At 71.3% G+C, this 21,144-nt stretch carries 22 protein-coding genes; 12 read left to right on the plus strand and 10 right to left on the minus strand.

Features of this window, described 5'->3' with window-relative positions; all coding sequences use genetic code 11:
* Nucleotides 1-132 precede the first annotated feature (132 nt).
* Nucleotides 133-825, minus strand: a complete 693-nt coding sequence (locus tag ABDW61_RS20235; RefSeq protein ID WP_343641259.1) for a hypothetical protein — start codon at nucleotides 823-825, stop codon at nucleotides 133-135.
* Between the two features lie 133 nt (nucleotides 826-958).
* On the opposite strand from ABDW61_RS20235, the gene ABDW61_RS20240 reads away from it, so the two are divergent.
* From ABDW61_RS20240 to ABDW61_RS20250, 3 genes are read left to right on the plus strand one after another with little or no spacing between them, the layout of a single operon-like run.
* Nucleotides 959-1,579 (plus strand): RNA polymerase sigma factor, encoded by a 621-nt coding sequence (locus ABDW61_RS20240; protein ID WP_343641260.1) that lies wholly within the window; start codon nucleotides 959-961, stop codon nucleotides 1,577-1,579.
* 50 nt (nucleotides 1,580-1,629) lie between these two features.
* Complete coding sequence (locus ABDW61_RS20245; RefSeq protein WP_343641261.1) at nucleotides 1,630-2,316, plus strand: zf-HC2 domain-containing protein; 687 nt, start codon at nucleotides 1,630-1,632, stop codon at nucleotides 2,314-2,316.
* Between the two features lie 3 nt (nucleotides 2,317-2,319).
* Nucleotides 2,320-3,780 carry a S8 family serine peptidase gene (locus ABDW61_RS20250; RefSeq protein WP_343641262.1) on the plus strand — a complete coding sequence of 487 codons (1,461 nt, stop codon included), beginning with the start codon at nucleotides 2,320-2,322 and terminating at the stop codon, nucleotides 3,778-3,780.
* A gap of 148 nt (nucleotides 3,781-3,928) precedes the next feature.
* Here ABDW61_RS20250 and ABDW61_RS20255 read toward each other — a convergent pair whose 3' ends face one another.
* Nucleotides 3,929-4,597 (minus strand): TetR/AcrR family transcriptional regulator, encoded by a 669-nt coding sequence (locus ABDW61_RS20255; protein WP_343641263.1) that lies wholly within the window; start codon nucleotides 4,595-4,597, stop codon nucleotides 3,929-3,931.
* Between the two features lie 120 nt (nucleotides 4,598-4,717).
* On the opposite strand from ABDW61_RS20255, the gene ABDW61_RS20260 reads away from it, so the two are divergent.
* The 7 genes from ABDW61_RS20260 to ABDW61_RS20290 all read left to right on the plus strand — a co-directional run bounded on the left by ABDW61_RS20260 (nucleotide 4,718) and on the right by ABDW61_RS20290 (nucleotide 11,823).
* Nucleotides 4,718-5,875 (plus strand): MFS transporter, encoded by a 1,158-nt coding sequence (locus ABDW61_RS20260; RefSeq protein ID WP_343641264.1) that lies wholly within the window; start codon nucleotides 4,718-4,720, stop codon nucleotides 5,873-5,875.
* Nucleotides 5,876-6,014: 139 nt separating this feature from the next.
* Complete coding sequence (locus ABDW61_RS20265) at nucleotides 6,015-6,446, plus strand: DUF2147 domain-containing protein (protein ID WP_343641266.1); 432 nt, start codon at nucleotides 6,015-6,017, stop codon at nucleotides 6,444-6,446.
* Between the two features lie 50 nt (nucleotides 6,447-6,496).
* A complete protein-coding gene (locus ABDW61_RS20270; protein ID WP_343641268.1) occupies nucleotides 6,497-7,396 on the plus strand; it encodes a TorF family putative porin in 900 nt (299 codons plus the stop codon).
* Nucleotides 7,396-9,009 carry an FGGY-family carbohydrate kinase gene (locus tag ABDW61_RS20275; RefSeq protein ID WP_343641269.1) on the plus strand — a complete coding sequence of 538 codons (1,614 nt, stop codon included), beginning with the start codon at nucleotides 7,396-7,398 and terminating at the stop codon, nucleotides 9,007-9,009. Before ABDW61_RS20270 ends, ABDW61_RS20275 begins: the two co-directional genes overlap by 1 nt.
* Nucleotides 9,006-9,656 carry a class II aldolase/adducin family protein gene (locus ABDW61_RS20280; RefSeq protein ID WP_343641270.1) on the plus strand — a complete coding sequence of 217 codons (651 nt, stop codon included), beginning with the start codon at nucleotides 9,006-9,008 and terminating at the stop codon, nucleotides 9,654-9,656. Before ABDW61_RS20275 ends, ABDW61_RS20280 begins: the two co-directional genes overlap by 4 nt.
* 47 nt (nucleotides 9,657-9,703) lie before the next feature.
* Nucleotides 9,704-11,164 carry an aminotransferase class III-fold pyridoxal phosphate-dependent enzyme gene (locus ABDW61_RS20285; protein WP_343641271.1) on the plus strand — a complete coding sequence of 487 codons (1,461 nt, stop codon included), beginning with the start codon at nucleotides 9,704-9,706 and terminating at the stop codon, nucleotides 11,162-11,164.
* Nucleotides 11,165-11,169: 5 nt separating this feature from the next.
* Nucleotides 11,170-11,823, plus strand: coding sequence for a hypothetical protein (locus ABDW61_RS20290; RefSeq protein WP_343641272.1), 654 nt, complete (start codon nucleotides 11,170-11,172; stop codon nucleotides 11,821-11,823).
* 26 nt (nucleotides 11,824-11,849) lie between these two features.
* Here the strand turns inward: ABDW61_RS20290 and ABDW61_RS20295 are convergent, their stop codons facing one another.
* The 3 genes from ABDW61_RS20295 to ABDW61_RS20305 all read right to left on the minus strand — a co-directional run bounded on the left by ABDW61_RS20295 (nucleotide 11,850) and on the right by ABDW61_RS20305 (nucleotide 13,885).
* Nucleotides 11,850-12,155 (minus strand): hypothetical protein, encoded by a 306-nt coding sequence (locus ABDW61_RS20295; RefSeq protein WP_343641273.1) that lies wholly within the window; start codon nucleotides 12,153-12,155, stop codon nucleotides 11,850-11,852.
* Between the two features lie 125 nt (nucleotides 12,156-12,280).
* Complete coding sequence (locus tag ABDW61_RS20300) at nucleotides 12,281-13,348, minus strand: beta-propeller fold lactonase family protein (RefSeq protein WP_343641274.1); 1,068 nt, start codon at nucleotides 13,346-13,348, stop codon at nucleotides 12,281-12,283.
* Between the two features lie 81 nt (nucleotides 13,349-13,429).
* Nucleotides 13,430-13,885, minus strand: coding sequence for a VirK family protein (locus ABDW61_RS20305; RefSeq protein WP_343641275.1), 456 nt, complete (start codon nucleotides 13,883-13,885; stop codon nucleotides 13,430-13,432).
* Between the two features lie 318 nt (nucleotides 13,886-14,203).
* Between ABDW61_RS20305 and ABDW61_RS20310 the strand changes: the two genes are divergently transcribed.
* Nucleotides 14,204-14,851 (plus strand): MBL fold metallo-hydrolase, encoded by a 648-nt coding sequence (locus ABDW61_RS20310; RefSeq protein WP_343641276.1) that lies wholly within the window; start codon nucleotides 14,204-14,206, stop codon nucleotides 14,849-14,851.
* 24 nt (nucleotides 14,852-14,875) lie between these two features.
* Here ABDW61_RS20310 and ABDW61_RS20315 read toward each other — a convergent pair whose 3' ends face one another.
* Together ABDW61_RS20315 and ABDW61_RS20320 are read right to left on the minus strand one after the other, a co-directional pair.
* On the minus strand, nucleotides 14,876-16,477 hold the full coding sequence (locus ABDW61_RS20315) for an ATP-binding protein (RefSeq protein ID WP_343641277.1): 1,602 nt from the start codon (nucleotides 16,475-16,477) through the stop codon (nucleotides 14,876-14,878).
* Nucleotides 16,478-16,657: 180 nt separating this feature from the next.
* On the minus strand, nucleotides 16,658-17,608 hold the full coding sequence (locus ABDW61_RS20320; RefSeq protein ID WP_343641278.1) for a M48 family metallopeptidase: 951 nt from the start codon (nucleotides 17,606-17,608) through the stop codon (nucleotides 16,658-16,660).
* Between the two features lie 44 nt (nucleotides 17,609-17,652).
* Here ABDW61_RS20320 and ABDW61_RS20325 point away from each other — a divergent pair, with 44 nt between their 5' ends.
* Nucleotides 17,653-18,180 carry a flavin reductase family protein gene (locus ABDW61_RS20325; protein ID WP_343641279.1) on the plus strand — a complete coding sequence of 176 codons (528 nt, stop codon included), beginning with the start codon at nucleotides 17,653-17,655 and terminating at the stop codon, nucleotides 18,178-18,180.
* An 18-nt stretch (nucleotides 18,181-18,198) separates the two neighbouring features.
* On the opposite strand, the gene ABDW61_RS20330 is transcribed toward ABDW61_RS20325, so the two are convergent.
* From ABDW61_RS20330 to ABDW61_RS20340, 3 genes are read right to left on the minus strand one after another with little or no spacing between them, the layout of a single operon-like run.
* A complete protein-coding gene (locus tag ABDW61_RS20330; protein WP_343641280.1) occupies nucleotides 18,199-19,668 on the minus strand; it encodes a hypothetical protein in 1,470 nt (489 codons plus the stop codon).
* Nucleotides 19,665-20,585 (minus strand): ABC transporter ATP-binding protein, encoded by a 921-nt coding sequence (locus tag ABDW61_RS20335; RefSeq protein WP_343641281.1) that lies wholly within the window; start codon nucleotides 20,583-20,585, stop codon nucleotides 19,665-19,667. Before ABDW61_RS20335 ends, ABDW61_RS20330 begins: the two co-directional genes overlap by 4 nt.
* A complete protein-coding gene (locus tag ABDW61_RS20340) occupies nucleotides 20,582-20,983 on the minus strand; it encodes a GntR family transcriptional regulator (protein WP_343641282.1) in 402 nt (133 codons plus the stop codon). The genes ABDW61_RS20335 and ABDW61_RS20340 overlap by 4 nt, the downstream gene beginning before the upstream one ends.
* Between the last annotated feature and the right edge of the window lie 161 nt (nucleotides 20,984-21,144).

Below are 21,144 nucleotides of genomic sequence, written 5' to 3' on the forward strand. Positions count from 1 at the left end.
GAACCGAGGTCGGCCGCCACGACCCTCGCTCTCCCTCGGTATGGCGCCCAAGCGCCTACCCTGGGCGGGTCGGCCTGTGGCGGCCTGGGCGTACTTTGCTACATACAAGGGCGGGGGAGAGGGCCAGCATCCTCAGAAGGACCATCCCACCCCGGCGACCCAGCGCTGCTTCTTTGGCACGGAGCTGTAGAGCCTCGACACCGTGAATCGCCACGCCCCCGCCGTGTAGCTCAGCCCCGCGTTGGCGGAGCGATAGGACCCGGTGTCCCCGCCGCCCCAGTTGCTGACGATGCCCCATCCCAGGTCCGCCGCGACGGCGCCCGCGATGCGCCGATGCCAGGTCAGCTCGACGATCGTCGCCCCGCGATGCCCGAGATACCCCCACGCCGTGGACGCGCCCAGGTCCGGTGACAGCGACACCGTGCCGCCCCACTGCCCCCACCGTCCGCCATCCCACAGGCCGCCGAGCGACACCTCGCTGTAGCGCAGCCGGCTCGTGCCCTCGCCGCCGAGATAGTCGTAATAGGCGCCCGACAGCGTCACCGTGTGGTGGTCATCCACCTGCCACCAGCGCGTGGCCGACACGATGGCCTCGGCCTTCGGCCCCTGGTCCGGATTCATCGTCCCGAGCCCCAGTCCCAGCGCCCAGTTGCGGTCGTCCCGATAGAACAGATCCGCGGTGGCCCCCGGATGCCCGTCACTCAAGCTGAGTCCGCGCGAGATGCGCTCCGACACCAGCGAGACGGTCCCGCCCCAGGTTTGCGCATGGCCGTCCCGCAGCGGAAAAACCGCGGCGGCCGCGGCGATCAGCCCCGCCAGCGCCACCCGGCCCGGACCCTCCAGTGCCCCTGCCGGCCCCCCTTCAATGGGGGTGCATGCAACTTTTTTGGGGGGCTGGACAACCATCGGCGGCGATTGTGGCACCCATGAACGACACTTCTGCAGAATTCGTCGCCCCATGTTTCCATCTGTTCCAAACGACGCGGACCCCAGCTCCGAATCGCGTCTGCGCGCCTGGTTGCAGGCGGCCGCGGCCGGCGACCGGTCCGGCTTCGAGCAGCTCTACCGGCACTGCCAGCCGCGGCTGACGCGCTTCGTGCTGCGCTGCTGCGGCCGGCCGGACCTGGCCGACGAGGTCGTCAACGACACGCTCTGGATCGTGTGGCGGACCGCCGGCAACTTCCGCGGCGAGTCGCGCGTCTCCACCTGGATCCATGGCATCGCCTACCGCTGCATGCTCAAGGCGCTGCGCGACGGCGTGACGGCCGAGGAGATCAATGCGTCGGCCGTGCATGAAGGGGAGCTGGCATCGGTAGAACCCGCCTTCAACGAGGCCGCTGACCGCGAACAGCGCGACTGGGTGCTGCGCGGGCTGGCGACGCTGCCGACGGAACAGCGGGTGACGATGGAGCTCGCGTACTACCTGGGCGAGACCTGCGAGGACATCGCCCGCATCATGAATTGCGCCACCGGCACGGTGAAGGCCCGCATGTTCCATGCGCGGGTCCGGCTGCGCAACGTGCTGCCCGAACTGGGCGGCCTCCCACGCCCGGCCAGTGGCACCGAAGGACAGACATGACATCGCACGACGCCCCTCCCGGCGCAGGCAACGACCTCACCGGCGCCCCCATGAACACCCCCCTCGGCGAGCGGCCCGACGAGCATCGCCAGATCTGGGACACGATCGCCTGGGTCGTCGCCGGCACCGCGACGCCGGAGCAGCGCCGCATGGTGCAGGCGCACCTGCCGCACTGCGCGCACTGCCGCGAGGAACTCGCGCTGCAGCAGCAGATCCATCGGGGCATGCAGGATCCGGCCGCGCTGCCGGTCGACGAGGCCGCGATCCAGTCCGGCCTGGAGCGGCTCTGGGCGCGCGAGCGCGACGCCGGACCGGCCGGTCCGGTCGCTCCCGCGCAGGGCGGGCGCGCCGCCAACGACGCCTCGCCGCGCCTCACGCGCTGGCTGTCCGCCGCGGTGGCGGTGCAGGCGGTGGCGCTGTGCGTGCTCGGCCTGCGGCTGTGGCCCGACGGCCATGCGCCCGCCGACTACGTCACGCTGAGCCAGCCCGCCACGCTGCCGGCCGCCGCGAGCCTGCGCCTGGTGCCGGAGGAACACGTCGACATGGCGCGCCTGCGGCAGATGCTCGCCCGCCATGGGCTGCGCATCGTCGGCGCCGACGAGGACGCGAGCAGCCTGCTGCTGGCGCCGGCCAGGCCGGACGCGCCGGACACCACGTCCGCGATGGTCGGCCAGCTGCGCGCCGAGCCGGGCGTGCTGCTGGTGGAGCCGGTGGGCGCCGCCGTCGCGGAGCGCTGAACGATGGTCTTCCGGATCGGTCGGGCGATCGGCGCAGTCGCGATCGGCGCGGCCACGCTGCTGGCCTCGGGCCTTCCGGCCGAGGCCGTCGAGCCGGCCGCCGAAGCCAGCGCCGCCCCCGCCGCTTCTGCAGCCGCTTCTGCAGCCGCTTCTGCGGCCGCCCTGCCGCCCGCCGAGGGCGCCCTCATCATCCTGGCCGTCGAGGATCGCGGCGAGCCGCTGCCCGGCGCGGGCGGCTCGCCGCGCGGCGACTACCGGCGCATGGCCGGCTATGCCGGCAGCGCGCGCGCCGAGGCGATGTCGGAGGGTCTGGCGCATGACTACCACCTGCGCGAGCAGGCGGCCTGGACCATCGCGCCGCTGAATCTGCGCTGCATGCTGTTCGCGCTCGCTCCCGGCGACGACCTGGACGCGATGCTGGCGCGCCTGCGCCGCGACGCGCGGGTCCGGCTCGCGCAGCCGCTCAACGAGTTCGAGGCCCTCGGCGGCACGCCGCCCGCGCCCGGCCCGCGCGAGCCCGCCTCGTCATCGGCACCGTCGGCACCATCGGCGCCGCCGGCCGCGCCATCCGCTGCCGCTGCGCCCGCGCCCTACAACGACCCCTACTTCGGCCTGCAGAAGGGCTTCCAGCAGATGTCCGCCGCGTCGCTGCAGCAAGTGAGCCTGGGCGAGCGCGTGAAGGTGGCCGTCATCGACACCGGCGTCGACGCGCGCCATCCAGACCTCGCGGGCCGGCTCTCGGGTCAGCGCGACTACGTGACCGGCGGCGGCGCCTATGTCGACAGCGTGCCGGAGCGCCACGGCACCGAGGTGATGGGGCTGATCGCCGCGCGCGCCAACAACCGCCAGGGCATCGTCGGCGTCGCGCCCGGCGCGGTGATGTTGAGCTACCGCGCCTGCTGGACCGCGCCGCCTCGCGAGGATCGCGGCGCGGCCTCGGCCCGCTGCAATTCGTTCACGCTCGCGCAGGCGCTGGGCGCCGCGATCGCCGACGGCGCCGACGTCATCAACCTGAGCCTGGGCGGTCCGAGCGATCCGCTGCTGACGCAACTCGCGCGCCATGCGCAGGCGCGCGGCGCGGTCATCGTCGCCGCGGCGCCGCCGGCCAGGCTCGGCAAGGGCTTCCCCAGCGACGTGCCGGGCGCGCTCGTCATCGCGAACGCGGGCGAGCCCACGGAGGTCGCCGGCGAACTCGCCGCGCCCGGCCGCGCCGTGCTGACCACGGTGCCCGGGGGCAGCTACGACATGGACTCCGGCAGCTCGCTGGCCACCGCGCATGCGAGCGGCGTCGTCGCGCTGCTGCGCGCCGCGATGCCCGGCCTCGACGCGGAACGCCTCAAGCGGGCGCTGCTCGCGTCGATGGGCGGCTCCGGCGTCATCAACGCCTGCGCCGCGGCCATGACGCTGGGCATCGCGGGCCTGCGCTGCGACAGCGCCACAAGCGACGCCTCCACGCGCCGTTGAGCCCGCGTGCCGCGCACCGGTCCCGGTGGCGCGCAATCCCCTCATCGGGAAACGCCTCCTTCCGCCCCTGCCGAATCGACATTGCCGCCGGGGCGAGGGAGTTCCTGCGGTCGCTTGCGCGCCTCCGTCAGGGGACGAGCAGTTCCTGCTATCTCCGGCGCGGCGAGGCGCTCTTGCGCGGCACCAGCTTTTCCAGATGGCTCGCCATCATCCCCGCCGTGACGGCAGCGACACGCTTCGCGTCGAGCGACTCGTCGAACAGCATCTCCACCGTCGCGTAGATCAGCTCCACCACGATCCGGCTCGCCAGTCGCAACTCCGCCAGCTTGGCCTTCGGCAACGCCCGCGCCAGCAGTTGCGCCTGCGCCTCCGTCACCTGCGCATGCGAGTTCAACCGGATCTCCTCCAGCGCCGGCACCGCCCGGAGCGCCCGCATGATCCAGATCCCGCCCTCGGTCCTGCGCGTGACCTCGAAGGTGTCCAGCAGCAAGCCCACCAGCGCCGCCTCCACCGCCGGCACGCCGCCGGCCAGCACGTCTTCCGAGATCCACCGGTCGATGCAGTCGTTCTGGCGCTGCATCAGCCGCTGCCCCAGCTCCGCCAGCAACGAGTACTTGTTGGGGAAGTAGCGGTACAGCGCCGGCGGCGACAGCCCCGCGCGCTCGCACACCAGGTTGGTGGAGAGCCGCTCGATCCCGACCTCCGTCAGCGTCTTCGCCGCCGCGTCGAGGATGCGCTCGAAGGTCTCGGTCGCGCGCTGCTGCGCCGGCTGGACCTTGGTCGTCAATGGAGGAGCAGTGCGGCGGGATGTCGGCATGTGTTGGCGGCGTGATGCTGCGGGATTCTCCCAGCCCATGGCGGCGATCCCGGAGCGATGATTCAACGGTAGCGATGGCTACTGTTCAGTGTAGCGCCGCTCGCGGCGTGGGAGAGACGAATGACGACGACCCGTGAACCCGCCGCGAACGCGTGGCCGCTTGCCGTCGCGGTGGGCGCCATCGCGCTGCTGATGCTCGGCCTGCAACCGCTGGTGCTGGGCGAGCTGCTGGAGTCCGGGCGCGTGACGCTCGAAGGCGTGGGCGTGATCGCGATGGCGGAGATCGTCGGGCTGGGCGCGGGCGTGCTGCTCGGCGATCTGGCGCTGCCGCTGGCGCGCCTGCGCCTCATGACGATGCTGGCCGCCGTGTGCGCCGCCGGGCTGGATCTGCTCACGCTCCAGGCCAGCGGCGACCTCTCCTTCGGCTTGATCCGCGCCGCCGCCGGCGCCGGCGAGGGCGTGCTCGTGTGGTCGACGACCAGCGTGCTGGTGCGCTCGTCGCAGCCGGAACGCAAGGCCGGGCTGTTCTTCGTGATCCAGACCATCGCGCAAGGCGTCGTCGGATTGCTCCTTGCGCGAACCATCATCCCGGCGCATGGCTGGCCGGGCGCGTTCATCGCGCTGGCGGCACTGTCCGCCGCGGCCGCGGCCTTGGCGATGCGGCTGCCCATCGGCCTGAAACCCCTCGCGGCGGTGGCGGCCGACGGCTTCAACTGGTCGGCCAGGCTCGCGATGCCGCTGGTGGTCTCCTTCCTGCTGATGGCCACGCTGGGCTCGCTCTGGGCCTACATCGAGCCGCTGGGCAAGCGCGCCGGCTACGGCTCGGTCGCGATCCAGACGCTGATCGCGGCGGGCCTGGGCATGCAGGTCGTGGGCGGGAGCCTGGGCTCGGTGCTCGTCCGGCGGCTGCCGGTGCGCGGCACGCTGTCGATCTGCGCGCTGCTGCTGGGCCTGTCCGCCTACGGCATCGGCCGCGCCGGGCCTGCGGACGCCCTGCCCTTCGCGCTGCTCTGCGCGGTGTTCACCTTCGTCTGGCTCTTCGCCGCACCCTTCCAGATGGGCCTGGCCTTCGCCGCCGATCCCGCCGGGCGCGTGGCTTCGCTGGTGCCGGCGGCGCAGCTCTTCGGCGTCGCCTTCGGGCCCTTGATGGCGTCCTTCGTCGTCGACGGCGAAGAAGCCGCCCGCGTGCCGCTGGTCAGCGTCGCCTTCGCGATCCTGACGGTCCTGGCCCTGCTCAAGGGCCACGCCGGGCGCCGCGCTCAAGTGCCCTCGGCCTGAGCAGCCCGGCGGCTTCCAGTCCGCATCGAACCCGCCCGCCGCCCCGAGCGCCTCAGGGTTGTTCCCATTCGTCGATAACGATAGCGATGACTATATTCTAGTCATCGCTAGCACCATCACCGATGCCAAGGAGACCGCGATGCCGCCGATCAGCGCCTGCCGCCTGATGCTTCCCCTGTTTCTGCTGCTGTCCGCGGGCGCCGCACGGGCCGCCGCGGAGGACGCCGCCGGCCTGTGGATGACCGCCGAGAAGGACGCCGTCATCGAGTTCAAGCCCTGCGCCGACAAGGCGGCCGCGCTCTGCGGCCGCATCGTCTGGGACAAGGACGCCGGCACGCCCAAGGACACCTGCGGCGTGGTGATCGCGCGGCTGGAGCGCTATGACGGCGAGGCCTGGCGCGACGGCTGGGTCTTCGATCCGCGCGACGGGAAGAAGTACAAAGGCGCGCTGCGGGTGAAGGGCGCGGAGGTCCATCTGCGCGCCTTCGTCGGCGCCGAGATCCTGGGCCAGACCGAGCGCTTCTCCCGCGTCACCGAGCTGCCGGCGACACCGGTGTGCAAGGCCGCCTGAGCGCCCGGACGACAGACCGAACGAACGAACGAACGACCGAAAGGCCTCTCATGCAACGCTCTCTCCTGCTGTTCGCGCTCGGCGCGGCCTGCGCGGCCAGCGCCTCGGCCGAGGACACCACCAAGCTCGCCAAGCCCGGCGAGGTCCAGACCGCGACCTACGCCCTCGACACCGAGATCAAGCTCACCACCGACCAGCGCAATCGCGGCATCTCCGATTCGCTCAACAAGCCGGGCGTGCAGGTGAGCCTCCAGTTCGCGCATGAGAGCGGCGTGATCGGCCTGGTCCAGCTGTCCTCGGTGAGCAAGAAGTCCTACACCGGCGCCGACGGCGTCAACCTGCTGCTGGGCGCGGGCTACCGCTTCGGCGATCCGGACGCGTGGCACTTCGGCGTCGGCCTGGCCACCGAGTTCTTCCCCGGCGCGAAGTTCTCGGCGCCGCATGGCATCGACCTCGAGGCAGGCGTGCCGACCGACTTCCGCACCACCCGCTACGACACCTCCTACGCGGTGCTGGAGATCGGCTGGGGCGCGCTCGAGGGACGGGCGCTCAACGTGATCTCGCGCACCTATCGCGGCGCGGACACCGGCGGCGTGTGCGGCCAGATCCTGGCGGTGTCGGAGGATCCGACCAAGGCCATCGAGTGCTATGCGCGCGGCGACCATGACTCGCGCGGCAGCTGGCTGTTCGACCTCGGCTACAAGTTGCCGCTGGGCGCGGCGACGACGCTGAACCTGCATGCCGGCCTGCAGAAGATCCGTCACTTCAAGGAGGCCGACTTCAGCGACTACGCCATCGGCGTCACGCACACGCGCTGGGGCTTCCAGTGGACGGCCGAGTGGCTGACCACGCGCACCAAGGCGCGCGAGATCTTCCTGGTGCAGGACGGCGACCGCCTGCGCGCGCAGGACAACAACCGGCTGGTCCTGTCGGTGGCGCGAAAGTTCTGATGAACGCTGACGCGAGCGATGGGCCGCTGGTGCTGGCGGTGGACCTGGGCACCTCGGGCTGCAAATGCGCGCTGGTCGCGCTCGACGGCTCGGTGCGGTCCTGGTCCTTCCAGCCCGTGGCCCTGCATGTGCAGGGCGCGCGGGCGGAGCAGGACCCCGAGGACTGGTGGCGCGCCTTCCTGCTGGCGGCCAGCGAGCTGCTCGCGCCGGATGCCGCGCTGCGGCGGCGGGTTGCGGCCGTGTGCTGCTCGACGCAGACCGAGGTCACCGTCTGCGTCGATCGCGCGGGGCAGCCGATCGGGCGCGCCATCAGCTGGCTCGACGCGCGCGGCGCCGCCGCGATCGCGCGGCGCTCGCGCGGCCGCGTGCTCAACATCGAGGGCTACGGCCCGCTCAAACTCTGGCGCTGGTTGCGGCTGACCGGCGGCGCGCCTTCGAGCACCGGCCGCGACATCGCCGGCCACCTCGCGTTCGTACGCGACGAGATGCCCGAGGTCTACGAGCGCACGCACAAGTTCCTCAACGCGCTCGACTTCATGAACCTGCGGCTGTGCGGCCGCCTCTGCGCGACGCAGGATTCGATTCTCACCGCCTGGGTGACGGACAACCGCGATCCCCACCGCATCCGCTACGACGACGGCCTGCTGCGCCTGCTGGGCGTGGCGCGGGAGAAGCTGCCGGAGATCGTCGCGTCCACCGAGGTGATCGGCACGCTGCGGCCGGAAGTGGCGCAGGCGCTCGGCCTCGACGCGGCGACGGCGGTGGTCGCCGGGGCCGTCGACAACTCGGCCGTCGCGGTGGGTGCCGCGGTCGAGGACCACGAGAGTCACCTCTACCTCGGCACCTCGTCCTGGCTGGGCGCGCACGTGCCGCGCATGCGCACGGACGTGCGGCGCAAGATCGCGGCGGTGCCCTGCGCGGTGCCGGGCCGCTACCTCGCGATGGCGCTGCAATCGACAGCGGGCGCGAACCTGTCCTTCCTGCGCGACCGCATCCTCTTCCATCGCGACGAGCTGGCCAGCGACGAAGAACACCCCGCCGCCTATGAACTGCTCAACACGATCGCGGCGCGCGTGCCGCCAGGTGCGCGCGGGCTGATCTACACGCCGTGGCTCTTCGGCGAGCGCACGCCGGTTGACGATCCGCGGCTGCGCGCGGGCCTGATCAACCTGTCGCTGGAGCACTCGCGCGAGGACATCTTCCGCGCCTTCCTCGAGGGCGTCGCGCTGAACACGCGCTGGATGCTGGAGCCCTTCGCGCGGCTGCTGGGGCGCGAGGTCGGCGCGATCGCGGCGGTGGGCGGCGGCGCGCAGAGCGACGTGTGGTGCCAGATCATCGCGGACGTCACCGGCCAGCCGATCCGCCAGCTCGAGGCGCCGATCCAGGCCAACGCGATCGGCGCGGCCTTCATCGCCGCGGTGGGTCTGGGGCGGCTGAGCTTCTCCGACCTGCGCTCGCTGCGCCGCACGCGGCGTGTCTTCGAACCCACCCTCGCGCTGCGCGGTCTCTACCAGGACAAGTTCGAGGCGTTCCAGGAGGTGCGCACGCGCCTGGCGCCGCTCTATCACCGGCTCAACGCGCCGCAGCGCCTCGCGCCGGCCATCCCCGCATGAAGCACTTCGCCGCCCGCCGGCAGGTCGTCGATCTGTGCCTGGCCCTGTCCCGCAAGGGCTACTTCGCCGCCACCGGCGGCAACCTGATGCTGCGCATCGACGACGCGCTCGTCGCCGTCACGCCCTCGGCCACCGACTACCTGACGATGGGCCCGGAGGACATCTGCGTGCTGCGGCTCCGGGACCTCGAGCGCGTGGAAGGCGAGCTGCCGCCGTCGGTGGAAAGCAGCCTGCATGCGCGCGTGCTCGCCGCGCGGCCGGACGTGGGCTGCTCCATCCACACGCATCAGCCGGTGGCGAGCGCCTGCGCGCTGCTGGGGCTGACGCTCGACGTGCCGGCCGGGATGCAGGCCTCGCTCGGACGGCGCGTGCCGCTGGCCGGCTACGCGCCATCGGGCAGCAACTGGCTCGCCAGCAAGCTGGCGCGCGTCGTGAATGCGCAATCCAACGCCTACCTGATGCGCAACCACGGCGTGCTGTGCTGCGGCGCGGACAGCGCGGCGGCGATGCGCGCGCTCGACGACCTGGAGCAGCTCGCCCGCCACTGGCTGCGCGCCCGCATCGCCGACCGCGCGTCGTGGGAGCCGGCACGCCGCGACGCGCTGCTGCGCGCGCATGAGGCGCTGCCGCCGTCGCCCCTTCATTGATTCCGCTGAGTTCGACCACCATGAGCCTCCTTGCCGCTGATCGTCCCGTGACGAAGCCCGCTTCCGCCGGTCCGGCCATTTCCGAATGGCCCGATGTCAACGCGCTGTACCGCCGCTTCGCCGAGCTGGTGGCGCAGCCGATGCGGCCGATCCGCGCCGACGCGATGCCCAAGGTGCTGCGCTGGTTCGACGAGCACTGCGCCGGATCGAAGCGCCTGGCCGAGCAGGCCAAGGCGGTGATCCCGGGCGGCGTGCAGCACAACCTGGCGTTCAACCATCCGTTCTCGCTGGCGATGGCCAAGGCCGAGGGCGCGCACCTCACCGACATCGACGGCAACCGCTACATCGACTTCCTGCAGGCCGGCGGTCCGACGCTGCTGGGCAGCAACCCGGTGGCGGTACGGCGGGCGGCGCAGGCGGTGCTCGAGGACTGCGGGCCGGTCACCGGCCTGCTGCACGAGTACGAGGTGAAGCTGGCCGAGCTGGTGTGCCGCCACATGCCCGGCGTGGAGATGCTGCGGCTGCTCGGCTCCGGCACCGAGGCGGTGATGGGCGCGGTCCGGCTGGCGCGCACGCACACGGGGAAGAAGTGGATCATCAAGGTCGGCGGCGCGTACCACGGCTGGAGCGATCAGTTGGTCTACGGCATGCGCCTGCCCAAGACCGGCCGGCTGGAGGCGACCGGCATTCCGCGCGGCGCCACCGGCCACACGCAGGAGTGCCTGCCCAACGATCTGGAGGAACTGCGGCGCCGGCTGCGCTGGAACCGCCTGCGCGGCGGCACGGCGGCGGTGCTGGTGGAGCCGCTGGGCCCCGAGAGCGGCACGCGGCCCGTGGCCAAGGACTACAACGCGCAGGTCCGCGCGCTGTGCGACGAGTTCGGCGCGCTGCTGATCTTCGACGAGGTGGTGACCGGCTTCCGGCTGGGCATGGGCGGCGCGCAGGCCTACTTCGGCGTGACGCCGGACATCACCGTGCTGGGCAAGTGCCTGACCGGCGGCTATCCGATGGCGGGCGCGATCGGCGGCCGGCGCGACATCATGATGTCGCTCGCGGGCGGGATCGGGACCACCGCGCGGCGCGCCTTCGTCGGCGGCACGCTGTCGGCCAATCCGCTGTCCTGCGTCGCCGGCTATCACGCGCTGCGCGAATGCGAGCGCATCGATGCGGCCGGCGTCGCGGGCCGCGCGGGCGATCGCCTGCGGCGCGGGCTGGACGAGATCATCCAGCGGCGCAGCCTGCCCTATGTGGCCTACAACATGGGCTCGATCGTGCATCTGCAGACCTCGGGCGTGCTGCTGCTCGACACGAGCAGCCTGTGGAAGCTGCTCAAGCTCAAGGACGAGGCCAAGCGGCGCAAGCACATGATGGAGGAGATGGGTGCCGCGTACACGGCGCACGGCGTGATCACGGTGGCGGGCAGCCGGCTCTACACGAGCGCGGCGGACACCGACGAAGTCATCGACGACGCGCTGAACCGCTTCGACGACGTGTTCGCGCTGGTCTGAGGCGCGTGGCCGTGACGCTCGATCCACAAGAGGAATGGCGCCACCGGCGCGACCGGCTCGCCGCGAAGGGGCTGCTGGCGGGGGAGTCGGCGAGCCTGTCGCTGCGCATCCCGGACGCGAACGCGATGTGGCTTGGGATGGCAGAGGACGAGGTCCCGAGGCGCCTCGACAGGCACATCGCAACGAGGGGCGCGACGGCATCGGAGGCCATCGCGGATGTGCACGCGGCGGTCTATGCGGCGCGTGACGACGTCTGCGCGATCGTGATCGGCGGCGGAGCCTTCGGCCTTCAGCTCAAGGACTTCGGCGGCGCGATGCCGGGGGTCTTCGACGAGCAGGTGCGGCATCTCGGCCGCATGGCAGCGGCGGTGGACCGGGTCGAGGCCATCGCGGGCGCGCTCGCAGCAGGTGGCAATGCGCTGCTGGTCGGAGGGCGGCCGATGGTGCTGGGCATGACGCCGTCGCGACTGGCGATGAATGCGGAGCTCTTCGAGAAATGCGCGACGGCGTATGTGCTCGCCGTCGCGAGCGGCGGCCCGGTGCGCCCGCTGCCCTGGATCGTCCGCCACGTCGCGAACCGCCGCCTGATGAAGGACGAGCAGCGCGCCCGCGGCCGCGTGCGCGCGGGGCTGGCGCCGGAGGAGACGAAGGGTTACTGAGCCCGGCGCATGCGCCGGGCTATGGATCACCGCGGCGAGCGGAAGCCGCGAATCGCCACGCGTGCCAGCACGATGACGATCACGAGCGCCAGCGCATCGAGCACGAACAGCGATGCATCCGGCCCGGCGCGCTTGGCGGGATCGGTCGACTGGCCGTAATGCGTGACGCCGATGCCATAGGCCTCGACGCAGGCCATGGCCGTGACCCAGGCCGCCGTCGCCGCCACGGCGATGGCGAGCACGGTGGCCACGTTGGCCTTCAAATAGCTCTTCCTGCGAGGGGGCGCGAGCACCGGCTCCGCGCCGATGGCTGCTTCAGAGGTCGCCTGCATGATCATCCTCGGTGTGTTCGAGGATGCGTTGTAGGCGGTGCCTCCGATGCGAGGCGCAGGCGTGTCGCGAGCTGCGGATCTGGCGGTTGAATGGGCCGGGGTCAGGGCTGGATGGTGGCCGCCGCTTAGGGCAGGTCCACGATCTCGATCCAATTCGCGGCCCGTCCCACGGGTTGGCGGCCGATCAACCGGAGCGTGCCGTTGTCCGGATCGATGCGGTACACCGACAGCCGCTCCGATTTCTCGCCGGCCACGAGCAGGAACTTCCCCGTCGGATCGATGCGGATGCCGCGTGGCTGCGTCTCCGTCGGATAGGCGTCCACCAGGCTTGGCTTGCCGGACCCAGCGGCGAGCGTGAGCAACGAGATCGTGCTGCTCGTCCGTTCGGACGTGTACATGAATCGGCCATCCGGCGTGATCGCGATATCGGAGGACCAGATGCGTGGCTTCTCGTCGCTCGCCGGCACCGTGAGCGTGGTCGAGAGCTCGGTGAGCGTCCCCCGATCGCGATCCCTCCCGAACTGGATGACGTTGCCGCTCAGTTCGCCGATCACATAGAGGAATCGACCGTCGGGGGAGAACTCGATGTGCCGCGGGCCGTTGCCCGGCTTCGTCTTGACGAGCGCTGGATCGAGCGGCGTGAGCTTGCCGCTGGCGGCGTCGAATCCGAACTGCAGGAGCTGGTCGCTGCCGAGGTTGGTGACGTACAGGAAGCGATTGCCGGGGTCGATCCGGATGCTGTGCGCCTTCTCGCCGGTGGGCAGGACCTGGATGGCGCCCTGCTCGACCAGGCCGTCCTTGATCGCGCTGATCGCGATCCGGCTTCCGTCATACGAGGCCGTGAACAGGAAGCGTCCGGTCCGGTCGGTGGACGCGTAGGCCATGCTGTCCGGGAGTGGCGCGTCGGCCTTCTGGCGCAGGGCGCCGCTCGCGGCATCGATGTCGTAGGTCAGCACGCGGAATGGCTCGGAGCGCACGATCGCGTACAGATGCCGTCTGGCCGGATCCACGGCCATCGGCATCACGAGCTTGCCGGCCGCTGTCTTGCCCAGCGGCGTGAGCGCGCCGGTGGCGTCCATCTCGAACGCGTCGATGACGCCGTCCTCCGCCGCGGAGACATAGACGTAGGTCTTGGCCGAGACCGGGACGGCGGCAGCGACCGCCATGGCGGCGGCGCTGGCGATCTTGATCATTCCACTTCTGAGCTTGCGCATCGACTCTGCTCCGGGCCTGTCATGAATGCTGGTGCGCCCGCATTCTGCCGGCGCGGAGCGTCACCAGCCGCGGCGCGCGGTCCTGAACTCCACGCCATTGCCGATGGCGCAGTTGAAGCTCGACTGGCTCACGAGGGCGTAGTCCGGCAGGCTGAAGAGCACCTGACGGAAGTTCACGCTGCCATCGACCTTGACCTGATAGCGCAGCGTCTGGAACAGCGGCGCGGCGCTGTCGGACGCCGTGAAATGCGTGTCGGCGAAGGAGATGGTCCCGTCGGGCAGGACGCGATAGGCATCGATGGCCAGCAGGCCGCCCTTGGTCTGCGACGGCCGGCCGCCGGACTGGGGCTGGCAGCGGCTCAGGTCGATGGTGACGGAGACCTTCTGGCCCGCGTCGAGCGCCTCCAGGAGCGCCGCGGGTTGGTTCAGCGTGGTCGTCGGCTCGGCGTGGCTGAGGGCGGCGCCCAGCAGCAGGGGCAGCAGGACGAGCGATTTCTTGGGGAACACGGAGGTCATGGCAATGGTCGGTGGCGTTGAAGAGAGCGTCAGCGTGCCATGTCTTGCCTGGCTGGAGAGCGGCCAAGCGCCGCGTTCACGGCCGAGTTTGCAATCAGCGGTTGAAGCCCGTAAACGACTGAAATTGTCTCGATGCAAGTCTCTATGGGATCCTCGCCGATCGCGTGGCCGCAGTCCCGGGGCCTTGCAGCCGCCAGACCTGACCCGCCGTGGGCATCCGCGCCTGCAGGCGCGGCGGACGGCGCGGACTTCCATTCGATGTAACCTCGCCCGAACTTCCTCACATCCAGCGCCCTGTCGGCCTGGATCACCCGCTCGATGTCCTTCCGCTACCTCACCGTCCCCGTCACCGCGTTCCAGCAGAACTGCTCGATCGTCTGGTGCGATGCCACGAACGATGCCGCGCTCATCGACCCGGGCGGCGAGATCTCGCGCCTGCTCGCCGAGGTCAAGCGCCTGGGCCTGACGCTCAAGGCGCTGTGGCTGACCCACGCGCACATCGACCATGCCGGCGGCACCGGTGAGCTCGCGCGCACGCTGGACCTGCCCATCATCGGCCCGCACCCCGGCGACCAGTTCTGGATCGCCGGCCTGCCGCAGCAGTCCGCGATGTTCGGCTTCCCGCCGGCCGAGACCTTCACGCCCACGCGCTGGCTCGAGGACGGCGACACGGTCCAGATCGGCCACGAGACGCTGACCGTGCGCCACTGCCCCGGCCACACGCCCGGCCACGTCGTCTTCCACTCGGCGTCCGCGCAGCGTTGCTTCGTCGGCGACGTGCTCTTCGCCGGCAGCATCGGCCGCACCGACTTCCCCGGCGGCGACCACGCCACGCTGATCCGCTCCATCACCGAGCGCCTCTGGCCCATGGGCGACGACACCGTCTTCATCCCCGGCCACGGGCCCGAGAGCAGCTTCGGTGAAGAGCGCCGCACCAACCCCTTCGTCGGCGGCCGCTGGGGCTGAGCGCCCGCGCGGGCGCCGCGCCGCTCACAGCGGCGACAGGCCCGTGTCGACGAAGCGCGATTCCGGAAAGCCGCGCAGCGCCAGCGCCGCCAGCTCGGCGAGCTCCTCGAAGCTGCGCTCCTTCTGCAGCACCGCCACGCCGCCCATCCGGTCGGCGGCATCGGCCAGGTCGTCGCCGATGTAGCCGGTCGTGATGATGATCGGCACCGGTCCCAGCGTCGCGCGCACCGCCGCCGCCAGCTCCAGCCCGTTCATGCCGGGCATGTTGAAGTCGGTGATCAGCAGTTGCACCGGGATGCGGCCCTGCTCGATGTCGCCCAGGCATTCGCGCGGCTCGGCATAGGTCCGCACGTCGTAGCCGGCCTTGCGCAGCAAGGCCTCCACCATCATCAGCACGATGGGGTCGTCGTCGACATAGACCACATGCTCGCCCTGGCCCGGATCGGCGACCTTGGCCAGCGCCGCCGTGTCCAGCGGCGCCGTCTCGTCGGCCACCACCGGCAGGTAGACCGCGAACAGCGTGCCCGCGCCCGGCCGCGACTGCACATCGATCGCGCCGCCGTGCGCATGCACGATGCCATGCACGATGTGCAGCCCCAGCCCTGTGCCCTGCCCCCGCGGCTTGGTCGTGAAGAAGGGCTCGAACAGGCGCTTGGTCACCTCCTCCGGCATGCCCGCGCCATCGTCGCGCACGGTCAGCTCGGCATAGCGCGTGGGCGCGACGCGGCCGATGGCGAAGGCGTGCGGCACGTCGAAATGCACCGCCCGCAGGCCCACGTGCAGCGTGCCGTGCCCGCCCGGCATCGCCTGCCACGCATTGGTGCACAGGTTCAGCACCACCTGCTGCACCTCCGCCGGATCCACCGTCGCGACGCAGTCGTTGCCGTGCAGGTCCACCGTCAGCCGCACCGTCGCCGGCAGCGTCGAGCGCAGCAGCCCGATGCTGTCCTCGACCAGCGGCCGCAGCCGGTGCTTGGACAGCTCATGCGCGCTGCCCCGCGCATAGGCCAGGATGCGCTGCACGATCTCGCGCGCGCGGTCGCCGGCCCGCTTGATCTGCTGCATGTGGCCGCGCAGCGGCGATGCCGCCGGCAGCTCGTCGAGCATCATCCCCGCGTGACCGAGGATGGCCGCCAGGATGTTGTTGAAGTCATGCGCCACGCCGCCGGCCAGCGTGCCCAGCGATTCCATGCGCTGGATGCGCACCAGCTTCTCCTCGAGGTCCACCCGCGTGAGCTCATCGGCCTTGCGCATCGTGACATCGATGAACAGCACCACCAGGCCGTGCTCGCAAGGGAAGGCGCGGCACTCGAACCACTTGCTCAGGCGGGGATTGAATTCCTCGTAGAGGCGCGCCGTGCGCGAGGCCATCGCGGCGCGCGCCTCGCCCTCGAATCGCGTGCCCATCACGCCAGGCAGGCTGGTCCAGTAATTCCTGCCGATCAGCGCCTCGCGCGGCCGCCCGCAAGCACGCTCGAAGGCGACGTTGACGAACTCGATCGACCAGTCGTGGCGCAGCAGGATCACCGCGTCGGTCACGTAGTCCAGCGCGGCGCCGACGTGCGCGGCGCCATCTTCCGGTGCGGCCGGCGCGCCCGGATCGTGCGTGGACTCTCGACGCTTCATTGCGCCTCCCGATCGGTGAGGCCCGAGTGTGGACCTCGTGGGCCGCCTCGGCAATCGCCGTGCCCCGGCGCCTTAACGCCAAAGGCACGCACTTCGCCCGGAAGGCCGATGCCATCGGCCCTGCCGGGCGTCAGGTCGGGCGTCAGGTCCAGGCGTCAGGTCCGGGTGTCGGCTGGAGCGTCAGGTCTTGGCCGGCTCGGGCGGCTGGAAGCGCTCAGTCGGCTTGGGCGCGCGCGCGTACAGGCCCTCGACGCGAGGCAGCGTCCGCTCGATGTCGCGGATGCGCGTCGGTCCGGACGGGTGGGTCGACAGGAACTGCGGTGGCGCGCCCTTGCTCGCGCGTCCCATCTTTTCCCACAGCGAGATGCCGGCGCGCGGGTTGTAACCGGCCCGGGCCGCCAGCTCCATGCCGACCAGGTCAGCCTCGCTCTCGTCCTCGCGGCTGAAGGTCAGCGTCAGCAGCTGGCCGCCGATGTTGGCCACGCCGCGCCCCAGATTGCCCAGCCCCAGCAGCGCGGCGCCGATCTCGATCGCGCCGTTGGTGGCCATGGTCTTGCCCATGCGCTCACGCGCGTGTTCCCGCAGCGCGTGCGCCATCTCGTGACCCATGATCATCGCGACCTCGTCGTCGCTCAATTGCAGCTGCTGCAGGATCCCGAAATAGAAGGCGATCTTGCCGCCCGGCATGCAGAACGCGTTCAGCTCGCGGCTGCCGACCAGGTTCACCTCCCAGCGCCATTGCTGCGCGCGCGGATTCCAGGCCCCGGCGAACGGAATGATGCGCTGCGCGATCGCGCGCAGACGCACGACCTGCGGATGATTCGACGGCGCCAGCGCCTTCTGCGACTGCGCCTGCCGCATCATCTGCGTGTACTGCTGCTGCGCCGCGGCCTCGACCTGCTCGGCCGAGACCAGCTTGGTGAAGCGGCTCTGCCGGCCGACGTCGACGCCCTCCTGCGCCCAGGCCGGCGCCAGCGCCGAGGCGGTGCCCGCCGCGATCAGTCCGGTGAACAGGCGCCGCGCAGGCTGGCGCGCCGCGCCGCAGCGGCGGCAATCGCAGCGGCCCCACCCATAGGCCGGCGCCGAGGGGAGATGGGGGTCGGTGTCGCAATGGAAGTCAGCATCGTCCATGGGGGCGAATTCTAGGGAACCGGCAGGCGACAATGCGGCCCATCATGTCCCAGCCGCCCCTGATCACCCCGACACCGGCCTGCGCCACCGCCCCGCTGGATCCGCAGCAGTTCCGCGCCGCGCTGGGCATGTTCGCCACCGGCGTCACCATCGTCACCGCGCGCGCCGAGGACGGCACCCTGGTCGGCCTGACGGCGAACTCGTTCAACTCGGTGTCGCTGTCGCCGCCGCTGGTGCTGTGGAGCCTGGCGCGGCGCGCCGGTTCGATGCCGGTGTTCAGCCGCGGCTCGCATTACGCGATCAACATCCTGGCGGCCGATCAGAAGGAGCTCGCGCAGCGCTTCGCCACGCGTGACATCGACCGCTTCGCCGGCGTGCGCTTCCGCGAGGGCTGCGGCGGCGCGCCGGTCCTGGAGGGCTGCGCCGCCGTCTTCGAATGCGCCAACCGCAGCCAGTACGAGGAAGGCGACCACGTCATCTTCGTCGGCGAGGTCGAAGCCTGCAGCCGCACGGATCAGGCGCAGCCGCTGATCTTCCACGGCGGCCGCTACTACACCGAGCTTCCGATCTGAACGGCGCGGGTCAGCGCCTCAGGCGTGCCGGCCGACCGGCCAGAACGGCGCCACGCGGCGCACCAGACGCCAGCGCCAGACGCCGAGCGGGAGCGTCAGCAGCATCGACGCGCCCACCAGCCACAGCGGCGAGAAGCGCCAGTAGCTGCTCGCCGCCGTGCACAAGCCCATGCCGAGCAGCGTGATCATCGTCAGCAAGCCGACCTGAATGCCTCGCGGCGCCCCCTGCCGCGACCAGTCGCGCCAGATCATCAGCGAGACCGGCAGCGCGGCGGCCGCGAAGTCCAGCCCCAGCAGCGGCCGGCTCGCCATCGCCATGTCGCCGGGCGCCAGCGCCGACGCCACCAGGATCATCGCGACCCCGCCGGCCCACATCGCGACGTAGTGGCGCAGCATCCGTCTGGCGAGCTCCCGGTTCATCGCGTCGCCGCGGGGCATGCCGGGCACCAGCGCGAGCAGCGCCTGCTCGCGCCGGGTCTGGTGCAAGGTCGTGGCGAGCCCGAAGAGCGGGCTCAGCATCCCGCTCATCAGCCCGATGGACACGCCGGGCAGCGCCGCGTCGATGATCCGGCCTGCGCGCTCGGGCACGAAGATCAGCGCCGCCGCTTCGAACCCCAGCAGGCACAGGGCGAGCACCACGCCCGTCGAGCCCGTCGCGGACCAGTGCAGTCCGCGCATGGCGCCGAGCTCGGCGCGCGCGCTGACGCTGCGAGCGTCCGGGCGAGCGGCCCTCAGCAGGTGCTCGCGCCAGAGCGGCAGTCCCCATTGGAAGACGCGGCCCAGCCGCGCGAAGGGCCCGCCGGCGCAGGCCACGCGCGACCCGCCGGCCTGCATCGACATCGCCTGCCGCATGCGCTGGCTGGCCTGCCAGGATCTCGCATGTCCCGCGCCGCCCGATTGGAAGAGCCCCCACAGGGCGGCCGCCAGCGCGAGCAGGATCACGGCGGCCTGGATCAGGGGCTGCCGCTCATGCCAGCTCACGAAGAAACCGGCCACCGCGCGCGCGGCGGGAAGCTCGCCGAGCAGCGGCAACAGCACGCCCGGCAGGATCCAGACGCCGAACCACAGCAGCGGCCAGCGCAGGCAGGCGGCGAAGGCCAGCATCGCGGCCGCGCTCGCCGCGGCGAAGGCCGGCGCATGGCCGAACACGGCGCTCAACAACAGTCCGCTCAACACAGCCAGACCCAGCATCGTCACGACGGCCGTCTCGCGCAGCTTGCGCAGCTGGCCGGGCATGAGGTGCGCCGAGATCGGATCGTTCAGCCCCAGCAGCGCGCTCGCCGCGGACCACCACAGCAGCTGAAGCGCCACCGCCATCGCCAGGACGAAGGTCCAGGCGGCCGCGTGCGGCGCGTCCGTCATCGTCGCCAGCCCGGTCGCGCCGAGCACCGGCAGCGCCAGCCACCAGAGCCGTCCGGTCTTGCGCGCCACCGCGCGCCGCAGCGCCGCGTAACCATCGACGCCTGCGGGCGCCAGCACCGCGTTCATTGCGTCATCTCCAGGAAGAGGTCCTCGAGGTTCAGCGCCTCGCAGCGCAGCGCGGCGTCGCTCTCGGGCAGCCGGCCGCTGGCGAAGCGCACCAGCCAGCGCGGCTGCTCGCCGAGGTCGCGCCGGCTCAGCACCTGGCCGCCGTGCGTGTCCACCGCCGCCTGCAGCCGTCCGATCGGGCCGGAGAGCAGGCGGATCTCGTCCAGCAGCGCGTCCTGTGACGCATGCAGCGCGATGCGGCCGCGGCTCAGGAAAGCGATGTTGAAGGCCACGCGCTCGAGGTCCGACAGGATGTGCGTCGAGAACAGCACCGTGGTGCCGCGATCGAGCACCTGGTCCACGAGCTCGCGCAGGAAGTCGCGCCGCCCGGCGGGATCGAGGCTGGCCACCGGCTCGTCGAGCAGCAGCAGGTCGGGCTCGTGCGCCAGCGCCCGGATGATGGACAGCCGCTGCTGCTGCCCTTGCGACAGCTGCCCGACGCGGCGCTCGCGCGGGATGTCCCAGCGCGACATCAGGCCGTCGACCTTCGCGTCGTTCCAGCGTGGATAGAAGCTGCGGAAGTAGCGCAGCAGATCGCCGGCCTCGAAGTCCTCGAACAGCGCCGAATGCTGCGGCACATAGCCCAGCCGCGCGCGCAGCGCGTCGTCGGGCATCAGCGCTGGCTGACCGAACAGCCGCACCTCGCCGCCTTGCGGCTCGCGCAGTCCGAGCAGCGTTTCCAACAGCGTGGTCTTGCCCGCGCCGTTGCGGCCCAGCAGCCCCACCACCTGGCCCGGCGCGAGCGTCCAGTCCAGTCCCGCCAGCACGCCGGGCTGGCCCTTGAAGTCCACCCGCAGGCCGCTCGCCCGCACGGGCACGGCGCCGGCGTCGTCGTCGACAAAAGCCGGCGCCTGGCCGATCGTCAAGGTCTGGTTCATCGCGTCTCTCCCTTGTCCTCGAGCAGCGCCTTGAACAGGGACAGCACCTGTTCCGGCGGCAGTTCCAGCTGGCGCGCCTCGGCGGCGGCCTTTTCCAGCGCGGGCCGCAGCAACTCGACGCGGCCCCGCGTCCTCATCGCCTTCTGATGCTGCGCGGCGACCACCATCGGCAGCCCGCGGCGGCGCTCCACCAGCCCCTCCGCCTCCATCAGCCCGAAGGCCTTGGACACCGTCATCGGATTCACCGCCAGCGCCTGCGCGACCTCGCGCACCGAAGGGATCTCCTGGCCCGCCACCAACTGGCCGCTGGCCACGCGGCGGCGCAGCTGCTCCACCAACTGGCGATAGATCGGCTCCGCGGAGCCGGTGTTGATGCTGAAGATGAGATCGGTGTCCATCGGCGGTCGTCGACGTGTATCGCTACAGTAATACACGTAATCGCGGATCGTCAATCCGTGACTTCCGGGCTAGCGCTCCGCGCCGATCAGGCCAGCGACGAGGTGTCCCACTTCAGCCATGGGTCGGCCAAGCACTGGTGGCACTCCCCGCGTTCGGGTAC

This window comes from Roseateles sp. (genome assembly GCF_039595595.1).
Classification (GTDB): Bacteria; Pseudomonadota; Gammaproteobacteria; order Burkholderiales; family Burkholderiaceae_C; genus Roseateles.